The organism is Streptomyces sp. NPDC001851 (assembly GCF_040297165.1).
Taxonomy (GTDB): Bacteria; Actinomycetota; Actinomycetes; order Streptomycetales; family Streptomycetaceae; genus Streptomyces.
On sequence record NZ_JBEOYR010000008.1, the window covers coordinates 107,358 to 119,889 of the forward strand.

General features: G+C 69.7%; 11 protein-coding genes and 1 pseudogene. 3 read left to right on the plus strand and 9 right to left on the minus strand.

Translation table 11 applies throughout. From position 1 onward, the window contains the following. Positions 1 to 650: 650 nt before the first annotated feature. Positions 651 to 1,082 (minus strand): hypothetical protein, encoded by a 432-nt coding sequence (locus ABT171_RS13745; protein ID WP_351243144.1) that lies wholly within the window; start codon positions 1,080 to 1,082, stop codon positions 651 to 653. 76 nt (positions 1,083 to 1,158) lie between these two features. Beyond that, positions 1,159 to 3,234 (minus strand): PrsW family intramembrane metalloprotease, encoded by a 2,076-nt coding sequence (locus ABT171_RS13750; protein WP_351243564.1) that lies wholly within the window; start codon positions 3,232 to 3,234, stop codon positions 1,159 to 1,161. A gap of 241 nt (positions 3,235 to 3,475) precedes the next feature. Here ABT171_RS13750 and ABT171_RS41890 point away from each other — a divergent pair. After that, positions 3,476 to 3,589: pseudogene (locus ABT171_RS41890) on the plus strand (transposase); the annotation flags it as partial. A 224-nt stretch (positions 3,590 to 3,813) separates the two neighbouring features. Here the strand turns inward: ABT171_RS41890 and ABT171_RS13760 are convergent. Together ABT171_RS13760 and ABT171_RS13765 are read right to left on the minus strand one after the other, a co-directional pair. Then, entirely contained in the window at positions 3,814 to 5,142 is a 1,329-nt protein-coding gene (locus ABT171_RS13760; protein ID WP_351243146.1) for an alkaline phosphatase family protein, read from the minus strand. A 205-nt stretch (positions 5,143 to 5,347) separates the two neighbouring features. Beyond that, positions 5,348 to 5,794 (minus strand): Lrp/AsnC family transcriptional regulator, encoded by a 447-nt coding sequence (locus ABT171_RS13765; protein ID WP_351243148.1) that lies wholly within the window; start codon positions 5,792 to 5,794, stop codon positions 5,348 to 5,350. A gap of 92 nt (positions 5,795 to 5,886) precedes the next feature. Here ABT171_RS13765 and ABT171_RS13770 point away from each other — a divergent pair, with 92 nt between their 5' ends. After that, complete coding sequence (locus ABT171_RS13770; protein WP_351243150.1) at positions 5,887 to 6,417, plus strand: rhodanese-like domain-containing protein; 531 nt, start codon at positions 5,887 to 5,889, stop codon at positions 6,415 to 6,417. Positions 6,418 to 6,443: 26 nt separating this feature from the next. Continuing rightward, a complete protein-coding gene (locus ABT171_RS13775; RefSeq protein WP_351243152.1) occupies positions 6,444 to 6,959 on the plus strand; it encodes an immunity 21 family protein in 516 nt (171 codons plus the stop codon). 17 nt (positions 6,960 to 6,976) lie between these two features. Here the strand turns inward: ABT171_RS13775 and ABT171_RS13780 are convergent, their stop codons facing one another. The 5 genes from ABT171_RS13780 to ABT171_RS13800 form a co-directional block, all read right to left on the minus strand. Continuing rightward, a complete protein-coding gene (locus ABT171_RS13780; RefSeq protein ID WP_351243154.1) occupies positions 6,977 to 8,215 on the minus strand; it encodes a cytochrome P450 in 1,239 nt (412 codons plus the stop codon). Between the two features lie 34 nt (positions 8,216 to 8,249). Next, complete coding sequence (locus ABT171_RS13785) at positions 8,250 to 9,641, minus strand: NAD(P)/FAD-dependent oxidoreductase (protein ID WP_351243156.1); 1,392 nt, start codon at positions 9,639 to 9,641, stop codon at positions 8,250 to 8,252. After that, positions 9,631 to 9,879: a ferredoxin gene (locus ABT171_RS13790; RefSeq protein WP_351243158.1), complete on the minus strand. Its 249-nt coding sequence runs from the start codon at positions 9,877 to 9,879 to the stop codon at positions 9,631 to 9,633. Before ABT171_RS13790 ends, ABT171_RS13785 begins: the two co-directional genes overlap by 11 nt. 147 nt (positions 9,880 to 10,026) lie before the next feature. Then, positions 10,027 to 10,701: a hypothetical protein gene (locus ABT171_RS13795; RefSeq protein WP_351243160.1), complete on the minus strand. Its 675-nt coding sequence runs from the start codon at positions 10,699 to 10,701 to the stop codon at positions 10,027 to 10,029. Positions 10,702 to 10,840: 139 nt separating this feature from the next. Beyond that, positions 10,841 to 12,532, minus strand: coding sequence for a DUF885 domain-containing protein (locus ABT171_RS13800; RefSeq protein ID WP_351243162.1), 1,692 nt, complete (start codon positions 12,530 to 12,532; stop codon positions 10,841 to 10,843).

Below are 12,532 nucleotides of genomic sequence, written 5' to 3' on the forward strand. Positions count from 1 at the left end.
GCGATCTCGGGACGTGGCCCGCGTCCGCGACGCTCTTGAGTCACAGGACGCGGGTCACTCGGGAGGCCCTGTCCCTCGACGATGTGTCGGGGAACCGGCTCAAACCACACGGTGGTTGGGCGTCCGCGCGGGGCCTCCGCAGTGAGGACGCGGATACCAGCTCAGCCAGCAACATGAGCTGCAGGGTCTGTACGTAGAGCACCATACTGCCCTCGACGTCGCCTCCCGGACGGTGAGGCTCGCACAAAGATCACGGGAGGAGCTGCGGCAGGGCTCAGCTTCGGCTCCCGCGGCGCTGCAGACGGCATGGGGGACCCGGCAGGCTGCCAGGGCGAAGACGACCGCGAAGGGCGCGAGTACGCCGAGGACGGACACAGACTCCAGGCCGGCACCCCTTCCACTACCTTCATCGCCACATAGGTTTCGGGCTCGGCTATCTCCCGCCTAATCGGCATGTTCATTACCTACGAACCCGGACTCCAACCGGCGGCCCGGCGGTGCACTCGCGACCTCGGCCACGATCACCGGCCCGGCCGGGCCAAACCCTTCGCGCAATGCCGCATCGCTGTCTCGGCGGCGGCCCAGGCAGGTCCAGATCAAGATCGATTCAGTCCGTGCCCTTCGGCTGGGACCAAGGGATGCGGGGAAGTCTATGCCAATTCCTGGGAGTGAGAATACCCAACCAGCGGAAGTCCGGTAAACATGGGGAGCAGCTTGCCAAGGTACCATTCGCCGTCGGCGAATCGTTCCATCCCTTCTCGCGGGACTACGTTCTTGTTCGGCGTGACAAGCAGAGACTTTCCTGAGTCGGCAAAAATGAAGATGCAGCCGGCGTCGCCCTCTCGATGCGTCATGATGAGGCCGCAAGCTTGACCGCGAACACGCACCGACTCAAGTTCACGCACAACCTCTTCTCTCGCATTCTTCGCCACAGCGGACCAGTCGAATAGGTCCGCGTCCGTCACATACGCCAGCTTTTCGCCATCCTCGAACCTCCATCCGGCCGCCTCGGCCACGACGATGAAATCCGGGATTGGCACCTCTTGAGACATGTTGAAAGTGAAGTCTGTGTCCGTGCTCATCGCCTCTGCCTTTCTTTGCGCTATCCGCTGTCGAGTCGGGTCGAGACAGCGGGAAGATTTTCTGTACCGTGTGATTCTACTCCCGGGGGATGACCCTCCAGGGAATCCCCTTCTGATTCAGAAACGAGATGATATTGTCTGGTATCTCATTTTCCGATATCAGGCCGAACTGTGCGCCGTTCTCGCGTGCAATTCGTCGCGCATCGCCAAGCTTTGACTTGAATCTCAGCATTTCCTTTTCGTTGGAGTTCACCCTGTCCCAGTAGCGGCCGGATTTTGCCTCGTACCAGGTCTCGCTGCCGGACGTCGGGTCGGTGTATTTTCCGTCAAATTGACGACCGCCCGTCTTGAAACCGGGCCTTCCATCGGGACCTGGACTGCCTCCCAGCTTCTCCATGAGAAAGTCTTCATAGGAATCTCCGCTCTCCTGCGCTATCCTTCCGCGGCTCTTCCCATCCGGCCCGCTCCGAGGCGGCTCACCCGAAGATGACGCCCCCTGCCCGGACATGCCGTCCCCTTGCGCACCAACTGCCATGAGGGTGATCCCGGCCGTGCCGAGGATGGCGGCATTGGCGATGGCGTCCGCTGTGAGCGCGCCGACCACCCCGCCTCCAGCGAGCGCGAGACCTCCGGGAGGGAACAGGGCAAGCAAGGAGAGTAAGAGGAGTGCGAAACCGAGGTAGACCAGGAAGGTGTTCAGCGCGTCGAGCAGGTGAAACGTGTGGATCGCCCTGCCGCTGGGGCCGGCGTCGCCGAATCCGCGCCACAGCAGGAGTGCCCCGGTGGTGGCCGAACCCAGTGCAGTGCCGAGACGGAAGCGGTGGACCGCCAGCAGTTCCGCCGTGGGCTGGGCTGACGCCGTCCGCCAAGTACGAAGCAAAGTGGTGAGCTGGTAGACGATCCAGGCCAGGGCGGCGATGCCGAAGCCCATGAGGATCTTCGGCCCTGGGCCGGTGCTGAAGAACTGCTGGAGGCCGGCAGCTGAGGTGAACGAGCCGACGCCCAGGAACAGTAACGAAGGCAGTACGAGCACGCACGGGATCACCAGCAGCCACCGCTTCCGGGAACCGCGGGCTGTTCGGGCCGCCTTCAGCAGGGAGCGGACGTTCAGCGCCTGCCAGACGTGCGGGTTGTCGGATGCGTCCATCCGAGCGGTGATCCCGGCGACAACCCGACGCAGTTCCTCAGTGTCGGCGGGCGGTGCTGACACAGCGGCGTACAGCAAGGAGCGCCGCAGCCTGACGTAGCGCAGGACGATCAGCAGGCTCCATGGCAGACGCCAGGCCGCGTATCGCAGTAGGGCCCCCGCACTGTCGCCGCCGACGCGTTCAGAAGCGAGCAGTACGCCCGGCACGGTGCGCTTGCCGCGGTGGATGCGGCGCAGGTCGGCGACCATGGCGATGGCCAGGCATATGAGTGGCGCCGCCCACCCCTTCCCGTTCAGAGTTTCAAGCCAGTGCGCGGCCTGGCTGGTGGGTTTCTGGACCGCGTAGTTGTTCACCGTGTGATACGCGGCAGTAGCCGCGAGCGGGACCACCGAGAGCAGGCGCAGCCCACCTCGTGTGTGCCACAGCAGCCCGGCCCCCAGGCCGGCCGTAGCCGTCCACACCAGATGGGAGAAGGTTTCCGTGGCCGGCGGACCGAGCATGTCCAACTGGCTGAACGGCGCCGGGAGCCACGCCGTCAACACCTGCCCCAGGCCCGGCACGTAGGGCGGGGACAAGCTGTCCGGGATGATCCAGCCCCCACCGCGGGCGAGCGCACGGTGCGCGTCCAAGCCGTACCGCAGTACCGCCTCAAGCAGCCCGAACCCGCCCCCCAGAGCCGCACCCAGCACTACGAAGTCGGTCAGCCCCCACTGGCGGCGCACCTTCTGACACATCCCGGCCAGCAGGAGCGGGGAAACCTTGATGAGTTCCTCCACCCAGGGCGCCACCGTGTAGCCGGTCGTGTCCACCACCGTCACCAGCGGCTGCCCCGACTGGTGCGCGAAGAGACGGGTATAGGCGAGCTCCACCAACGCAGTCGCCACGCCGCACCCGTACACCCCCACGGCAAGCGCCAGCAGCACGGTCAACAAGCGCACCGAGCGGGTCGGCCAGGAAACAGCGAACAGTTGCAGCACACCCCAGACGGCCGCCACCGTCATCATCAACGTCACACCAGGCCCCCCGACGCACCGGAACAACCATCGATTCGCGACAGTGAATGTGATGCTATGTAGTCAACTAACCGCAGATCAAGCGAGTTGAGGCTCCCAGCCAGACGACCGCGGGGAGGATGCAAATCCTTCCAATCCCGTGCTGAGAAAACTCCGTACGCAACGCCGGATCAACCTGGCGGTGAGACTGGTTGGGCTGATGGTCGGGTGATACGTCGCCATGAACTTTCCGATGCCGGGTGGAAGTTCCGTACCGGGGGTGGCCTGGCGGGACGTATCCGGGCGGTACGGACCGTGGGCCACGTTGCACACCCGATTCCACCGGTGGGCCAAGGACGGCACGTTCGAGCGGATGTTCCAGGCGGCGCAGGCCCAGGCGGATGCGGCCGGAGACATCGACTGGCTGGTGTCAGTCGACTCCACGGTCGTGCGGGCCCACCACCACGCCGCCGGGGCCCGAAAAGGTCCACGCCGCAGCGGCGTCGAGAAACCCGCCGATGAACAAGCCCACGCAGCCCAGCCGCACCCCATGCAGCTCCCCACGCCAGTCCACGACGTGGAATACCTGGCTCAGGTCGGCGGGATGAGCCGGCGTGTGACGAGGTCGGCGTGCACCTGCTCCAGGTGGGAGGTCTCGCTCCGGGCCGGGTTGACTCCGATGGAGGTGGGGACGATCACGCCGTCGAGCGGGTCGTCGTCGCGCGGCTGTCCGAGCGTGAGAACGGCGCCGATTCCAGGGGCGTTCCGGTCGCGAGCGGTCAACGCGTCCAGCCCCCAGCGTTCCTCTACCGTCTTGAGCAGCGACGTGTGATCCAGCGGCGTGGATCCGTTGGGGACACGGAAGACGGTGCCGGGCTCGATCAGCGGGGACACCAACACGGTGGGCACACGCACACCGAAGCGCGTGAAGTCGAAGCCGAACTCGCCCACCGAGTGGTCGGGCGGTGCCGCGTCCGAGGGCGGCGGTACGTGGTCGTAACAGCCGCCGTGCTCGTCATAGGTGAGGACGAGCAGCGTTCTGGCCCAGCCGGGGCCGCTGCGCAGCGCGTAGTACACGTCGTGGATCAGCTGCTCGCCGAGGGCCACGTCGTAGTTGGGGTGCTGACTGTTGCCCGTGGACGACCAGGCGGGCTCAAGGAACACGAAGGCGGGGAGGGTGCCTTGGGCGGCGGCCTGCTTGAAGTCGATGAACTGGCCGAAGTGCGGTGCGGCGGCACCGGCGATGTCGGGGAAGTCACCGCGGGTGAGCGGCTGGGCATGGTAGCCGTACACGCTCCACTCGACGTTCTTCCGGGAGAGCTCGCCGAAGATGCTGGGCGTCGTGAAGGTGTGCGTGTGGTCGTCCATGTGGCCCTGACTCGTTCCGGCCAGCGCGAACGCCCGGTTGGGCAGGGTCTCGGTGGGCACGGAGCTGTACCAGTGGTCGCACACCGCGTAACCGCGGGCCAGCCCGGACAGCACCGGCAGCCCTTGCGGGGTGAAACACCCCATGATGTCGGTGGTTGTTGTGCCGGGATACACCGGATCGTGCCGCTCCTGATGGCGTTTGAGGGCAAAGGCGAAGTCGGTGACGAAGCCGTTGTTGGTCGGCTTCTGCCCAGCGGCGGGTGTGGCGGTGCCGAACACCTGGTGATTGGTGGCCCGGTACCCCTCTCCGGGGTTGGCGCCGGGCATGAAGTACGCACCCGCGACGGTCGGATCGATCCGGAAGACGGTGACGTCTGCGCCGCTGTCATCGGGATTGGACTCGCCGCCGGTCAGTCCCTCGTACGGGGCACCGGACTGTGACCGGTTTCCGTCGTCGGTGTACAGGAAACCCAGCATGTGGTCGAACGAGCGGTTCTCCAGCATCAGGACCACAAGGTGGTCGATCTGGTCCAGGTGGGGGGATCCAGGCATGAGAAGCCTCCGGACAGACCGATGGCAGGTAAGGAGGGGGGAGGAAGAGGGGGAGGAACCCCCTGCCGGTCACGGCGGATCCGCTTCTCCCACAGCATTTCACCATCTGGTCGCCCGCGCATCCCGGTGGAATTGCACATCGCGCGGTGCTGTGCACCGGGACGTCCGGCGCGGAGACCGACCGCAGCGGGGCGTCGGCTGACGGTCAGCGTCCGAGCGGTCTCCGGGGCAGCGGGGAGGAGTACACGACGCTGGTGGTCACCGAGCCCAGCGCGCCGATCTTTCCCGAGATCTCCTCCAGATGCGCCATGGACCGTGCGGCGACCTTGATGACGAAGCAGTCGTCGCCCGTCACATGGTGCGCCTCCAGGATCTCGACCGTCGCGGTCACCAGGTCGTGGAAGGGCTTGTAGGTGCCGTTCGGATACCGCAGCCGTACGAACGCCAGGATCGGCAGTCCGAGCCGTTCGGGGTCGACGACCGCCGCGTACCCCTGGATCACGCCTGCCTCCTCCAGCCGCCGGACCCGTTCGGTGACGGCACTCGGCGACATGGACACGGCGCGTGCCAGCTCGGCGTAGCTGGCTCGTCCCTCCCGCTGGAGGACCTCAAGAATGCGCCAGTCGGTGGCGTCCGGGGAATACACGGTCATCCGGGATGGATAGCAGGGAATTCCCTGCGTGGACAAGGGGGGGCGTGGATTCCCCCTTCAGCGAGCTCGGTTCGGGCCGTAGATTTCCAGTCATGATCACCAAGCCCGCTGAGAACGCCGTGCCCTCCGAGAACCCCGTCCTGCGCGTCGCCCCCGCCGTGCCCGCCCAGGCCGCCGCCTACTTCCGGGCGAGCCTGGCCTTCCACGCCGACGTCTCCGACGTGGCCGCCGCGCTCGCGGCCGGCGGCGACCCCGGCTTCGCCCTCGTGGACACCCGCTCCACCGCGTCCTGGGACCAGGGCCGCATCCCCGGCGCGATCCACCTGCCCACCGCGCTCATCCCCGCACAGGCCGGGCAACTCCTCGACCCGTCCGTGCCGGTGGTGACGTACTGCTGGGGCCCCGGCTGCAACGGCGCCACCCGCGCCGCCCTGGCCCTCGCCGAACTCGGCTACCAGGTCAAGGAGATGCTGGGCGGCTTCGAGTACTGGGTGCGCGAGGGCTTCGCCCACGAGACCTGGCGGGGGCGTGAACAGCGCGCCGCCGACCCTCCCCCACGCTCGAACAACGCTCGTGCGGGGGCGCCCCCATCCGCGCCCGTCGAAGGCGAGTGCGGCTGCTGACCCCCGCCCGTGTAGGTTCTCTGCCCATGGCTCGATACGCGGATCCAGGCGCGCTGGAGTGGGTGGAGTCGGGCGGCGGCCCGCTGGTAGCCGTCCCGGAGACGGTGCTGCCGTTCTGGGCGGGCGCCGACAGCGAGGAACTCGACACCGACTACGACCGGGCGTGCGAGGTCGACGGATACGTAGGCCTGCTCCCGGTCGGCGACAGCGCGGCCCTGGTGTTCGGTGACGAACCCGCCTCCACCACCTACCTGCCGGACCACGCCGCCTTCGTACGGTGGTCCGCCGCGAACTCCGAGGCCGAACTGCTCGACAGCGTCCCCGGCGCCCTCGATACGGCGGTGTGGGGGAGCGAGGTGCACTGGCGGGTGCCGGGCCCGGTGCTGCTGTTCGACTCGGCGTGGCCGGGCGGCGCGGCGGCGAGCCAGGAGCATGTGCGGATCGATCTGCAGCCGGGCTCGTACACGGTGCGCGCCGCGTATGTCCAGCCCGGACCGGAGACCTGGTTCGGCCTGGTGCAGCTCAGACGGCTCGGCCACTGACCGGACCGCCGGCACGGTCAACGCAGGCCGTCGCAGGCGATGTGCAGATGCCGGGGGCCGCGCAGCACCGCGTTGCGCCGGTACGGCGGCGGGTCCTCGACCAGACGGGGATTCTGCAGCCGCCGGGCCAGTTCGGACAGGGCGATCTGGGTCTCCAGCCGGGCCAGCGGAGCGCCGAAGCAGCTGTGGATGCCGCTGCCGAACCCCAGGTGCTGGAGGTCCTCGCGGTCCGGGTCGAAGCGGTCGGGATCCTTGAACCGCTCGGGGTCGCGGTTGCCCGCGGCCAGCATCAGCCAGATGCGCGATCCCTTGGGGATGACGACCCCGCGCAGCTCGACGTCGGCGATGCAGGTGCGCTGCGGCACGATCTGCACCGGCGGCTCGTAGCGCAGCAGCTCCTCCACGATCCGCACCGACAGCCGCGGATCTTCCCGGAGCCGCTGCAGGACCTCCGGGTGCCGCAGCAGGGTGAGCATGCCGTTGGTGATGAGGTTGACCGTCGTCTCGTGACCGGCGATCAGCAGCAGCACCGCGGTGCTGAGCACTTCCATCATCGTCATGGCACCGTCCGGGCCCCGGCTGCCCACCAGGTCGGACAGCAGATCGTCCTGCGGCTCCTTGGTGCGCTGCTCGACCAGTCCGGCGAGATACATCCCGAGCTGCATCCGCGCTTCCTGCGCCGTCCTCACGAACTCGGCGTCGGCGTTCTGGCGTGTCTCCGGGTCCAGGCTGGCGACCAGCGGGTCCACCCAGGTGCGAAAGCGCGGTTCGTCCTCCCGGGGCACGCCGAGCAGCCGGCAGATCACCGTCACGGGGAAGGGGTAGGCGAAGTCGTCGACCAGGTCGATCTGCCGCTTGTCCGTCAGGCCGTCGAGCAGCCCGTCCACGATGGCGCCCAGCTCACCCCGCATGTTCTCCACCCGGCGCGGCCGGTGCGGCGGCCCGAAGCCCCGGTTGGCGATGCGCCTGAGCCGGTCGTGCTCCGGCGGATCGAGCCGGATGAACGACGGCGGCAGCCCTCCCGTCTCGTCCGCCTGGCTCAGTTCGTCGTCCCCCGCGGCGGCCAGGTTGGCGGCGTCGGAGCTGATCCGCGGATCGTGGAGCAGCGCCTCGATGTCCCAGTAGGAGCTGATGACGTAGGGACCGCCGTCCTCTTCGTGCAGCACCGGTGTCCTGCGGAGTTCCGCGTACAGCGGATACGGGTCGGCGCGGTTGGCGAAGTCCGTGATCTGGCGGAACAGCGAGGCCTGCGTCATGACAAGTCCTTGGAGCGTCGGGGCCGGGCGGCGGTCAGTGCCGGGCGGGGTGGAAGACCAGCTGCTGGTCGGCCGGGGAGTAGCCACTGAGGGTCACGGTGGGGCCGTGGGTCGGCAGGGACGGGTCGGGGAAGTCGGCCGGCACCGGCTGCCGGCCCTCGGGACGCCGGTCCATCGTCGGGAACTCCACCGGGAACGGCGCGCCCCGCTCGATCTGCCGCGCGTAGAACTCCAGCCACCGCGTGTGGTCGAAGGTCACGGCGGCGATCATGCGGCCCTCGTGGCCGTACACGCCGACGAACCGGCGCTCGGCGAGCGAACCCTGAGTGATCATGATCTGGTCGCCCATGGGCGGCACGCCGACCGACTTGATGTTCACGCCGAACATCGAGGACCAGAAGGCCGGCATCCACAGGTGCGGGCGGCGTTCGGCGCCGTGGCAGATCATGTTGTGCGCGGCCGTCTCCGCCTGGGCGACGGCGTTGCCCCAGTGCTCCAGCGACAGGAACTGGTAGCCGAACAGCGCGTGCGGCGAGCGCGCGACGTCACCGGCCACGAAGACGTCGTCCGTGACGATCCCCCGGAAGTCGAAGGCCCGGCAGCCCGCGTCACAGGCGATGCCCCGGGGCCCGGCGCCGAGCCCCGATCCGGTCAGCCAGTCGGTGTTGCGCACCGAGCCCAGCGAGACCACGACCACGTCCGCCTCGACGACGCTCTCGTCGGACAGGTGGACGGCCCGCACCCTGCCCGTCGCGTCGCCCTCCAGCGAGGTCACCGTGACACGCGTGCGCAGATCGACGCCGTTCTCCAGCTGCAGGTCGGCGGCGACCGAGCCGATCACTCCGCCGAGCGCGCCCACCAGTGGCGCCCCCGCGCGCTCCGCCACGGTGACCGGGAGGCCCATCTCCCGGCAGGCCGACGCCACTTCCGAACCGGCGAAGCCCGCGCCGATGACGAACACCCGGCGCGGCCCCGCCTTCAGCCGCTGGTACAGATCGGCGGCGTCGTCCCGGGTGCGCAGCAGGCACACGCCGTCCAGCCGGGCCTCCTCCGCCTTCGGCCAGGGCCGGGCGCGCACGCCGGTCGCGATGAGCAGCCGGTCGTACTCCACCTCGTCCCCGTCGGCCAGCCGGACCCGCTTGGCCGTCAGGTCCAGACCGGCCGCCGGGACACCGAGCCGCCACTTGGCGTCGATCCCCCGGCGGCGCGGCAGCTCGGTGCGGCGCGGGGACGCCATGCCCAGCAGGACGGACTTGGACAGCGGCGGCCGGTCGTAGGGCTCGTACGGCTCGTCACCGATCAGGGTCAGCTCGCCCGTGAAGCCCTCGGCGCGCAGTGTCTCGGCGGCCCGCAGCCCCGCCAGCGAGGCGCCCACGATGACGATACGGCCCTCACGCCTGAGCCATTCCACAGGGTCAGCGGGCATCGGAGGCCTCCCGGGCGGGTCCGGCCTCCGGCCCGGACCCGGAGCCGTCCAGACCGTCCGCGGTGATCGCCTGTACCGGGCAGGCGGCGACGGCGCGGGCCAGCCGTTCGCGCTGCTCCTCGGGCGCGTGCGGGTTGTAGACCAGTGACTCCTCGCCGTGCATGGCGAAGACATCGGGAGCGAGGAACGCGCACTGCGCGTACCCCTGGCACTTGTTGAGATCGACGACGAGCCTCATCGACGCTCCGCCCTTCCGGTGGCCAGGTCCGGTGGCGGCCGGCCGTGTCGCGCGGCATTCCCGGACGGCGGTCATGTCCCGTCTGCCAGCATGAGGGGAGTGGAGCGGCCTCGCTCGCCGGGAAACCCCCATTCGGACCGCCGGCCGTCATGGGGCCGCCGCGGCAGGGGCCCCGGTGCGGCCGCTCGCCACGATGACGTGCACGCTGAGCAGCAGCGACCACGCGGGGAAGACGAGCTCCGCCCAGGGGACGTCGGATGCGACGAAGAGCAGTGTGAGGGCGGTCAGGAAGCCCAGGACGGACAGCCAGCGGGGCAGGACGCCCAGGCGGTGGCCGATCACCGAAAGGGAGGAGACGAAGACGGCCGCCATCCGCGTGGCGTACGCCGTCATCAGGGTGTACGCGAGATGGCGGCCGAAGTCCCAGACGGGGTCCGGCGCCGTGCCGGTGGGGTGTCCGACCGCGAGGACGGCCTGCGCGGCCGCGGCGGCGCCGAACATCATGGCGGTGAAGACGAGTCCGCTGCCGAGGAAGGCGGTGCCGAGGAACTTGTCCTCGGCCGCGCCGACGTACGCCCGTACCGCGCCGAGGAACCACAGGAAGAAGATGCCGGCGAACGGCACCAGCGCGAGGGCGGCACGCAGCGCGGCACGGCGCCCGGTGTCCGTGAACCCTCCCGCGGTGGTCGCGCCGACCCCTTCGGGGATGCCCAGCCGGAGCAGGACGCTCGCCGCCGCGAACAGCAGCGCGAACACCACTCCCGCCAGCCCGGCCGCCCGCGGTGTCTCCAGCACCCGCCGTCCCTGCCCCTGCTGCCGCATCCCGTCCCGCCTCCTCCGCATCGCCTCCGGCACCAGCCAGCGGCCGCCCGGCCGCCCCCGCCACCGGGGAGGGCCGTACGGCCGAGGGCGCCGTCCGGCGGAGGCAGGCGCGGGGCGGGCTCGGAGGCGCCGGGAGGGGTCAGAGCCGGGCCAGTTCGTCCACCAGGTCGTCCAGGCCCAGGGAGCCCTGCGACAGCGCCGCCATGTGCCAGGCCTTCAGGTCGAACGCGTCGCCGTGCCGCGCACGCGCCTTCTCCCGGCCCAGCAGCCACGCCCGCTCACCGAGCTTGTAGCCGATCGCCTGGCCCGGAATCGTCAGGTACCGGGTCAGCTCGCTCTCCACGAAGTCCGCCGGCCGGCTGCTGTGCGCGCCGAAGAACTCCTGCGCCAGCTCCGGCGTCCACCGCTCGCCGGGGTGGAACGGCGAGTCGGCGGGGATCTCCAGCTCCAGGTGCATACCGATGTCCACGATCACCCGCGCCGCCCGCATCATCTGCGCGTCCAGATAGCCGAGCCGCTCCTCGGGACCCGTGAGGTAGCCCAGTTCGTCCATCAGCCGCTCCGCGTACAGCGCCCAGCCCTCGGCGTTGGCGCTGACGATGCCGACCGTCGCCTGGTAGCGGGACAGGTCCTGCGCGACGTGCGCCCACTGTGCGAGCTGGAGGTGGTGGCCGGGCACACCCTCGTGGTACCAGGTCGAGACGAGGTCGTAGACCGGGAAGCGGGTGTGGCCCATCGTGGGGAGCCAGGTGCGGCCGGGACGGGAGAAGTCCTCCGTCGGTGCCGTGTAGTAGGGGGCCGCCGCGCCGCCGGGCGGAGCGATGCACGACTCCACCTTCCGCACCCGCTCGGCGAGTTCGAAGTGGGTGCCGTCCAGGTCCGCGATGGCCTTGTCCATCAGACCCTGCAGCCACTCACGGACCTCGTCCACACCCTCGATGTGCCGGCCGTGCTCGTCGAGGTGCGCGAGCGCCACCCAGGGGGTCTCGGCGCCGGGCAGGATCTTCTCGGCCTCCTGCCTCATCTCGCCGAGGATCCGGTGGAACTCCGACCAGCCGTACGCGTACGCCTCGTCCAGATCCAGATCGGTGCCGTTGAAGTAGCGGGACCAGCGCGCGTACCGCTCGCGGCCCACCGTGTTCGGGGTGCCCTCGATCGCCGGCGCGTAGACGTCGCGCAGCCAGTCCCGCAGCTCAGCCAGGGCGCCGGTCGCCGCGCGGGCCGCCTCGTCCAGCTCGGTGCGCAGCGCCTCGGGTCCGGCGGCGGCGAAGTCCTCGTACCAGCCGCGGCCCTCGCCGTCCGTGTCCGTCCACTCGGTGAGCTGCTGGATGTAGGTCGCGGTCGGCCGGGGCGCGGCGAACAGCTTGCGGTCCAGGCCCAGTTGCAGCGATTCCCGGTACCCCGCGAGCGCGGCCGGCACCGCGCGCAGCCGCTCGGCGATCGCGGCCCAGTCCTCCTCCGTCCGCGCCGGGGTGACCGTGAAGACCTCCCGCACCTCGTGGCCCGGCGTGCTCATGTTGCCGATCGCGCGCAGGTGCTCGTCCGCCTCGTGCACGGCGAGTCCGGCGGTCAGCCGCTCCCGCAGCAGCCGCCCGCAGCGCCGCTCCACGTCGCTGTCCGCACCGGGCTGCCGCTCCGCCTCGGCCAGCTGCGCGAGGGTGGCCCGGGCCAGCTCCGCGAGGGCCTCGCGGCCCGCGGGCGAGTAGTCGGGCAGCCGGCGCGAGCTCTCCTCCACACCGAGGTAGGTACCGGTCACCGGGTCGAGGGCGATGAGGCCGTCCACGTACGCGTCGGCCACCTCACGGGGCAGCGGGCTCTTGGTCTCAGACAT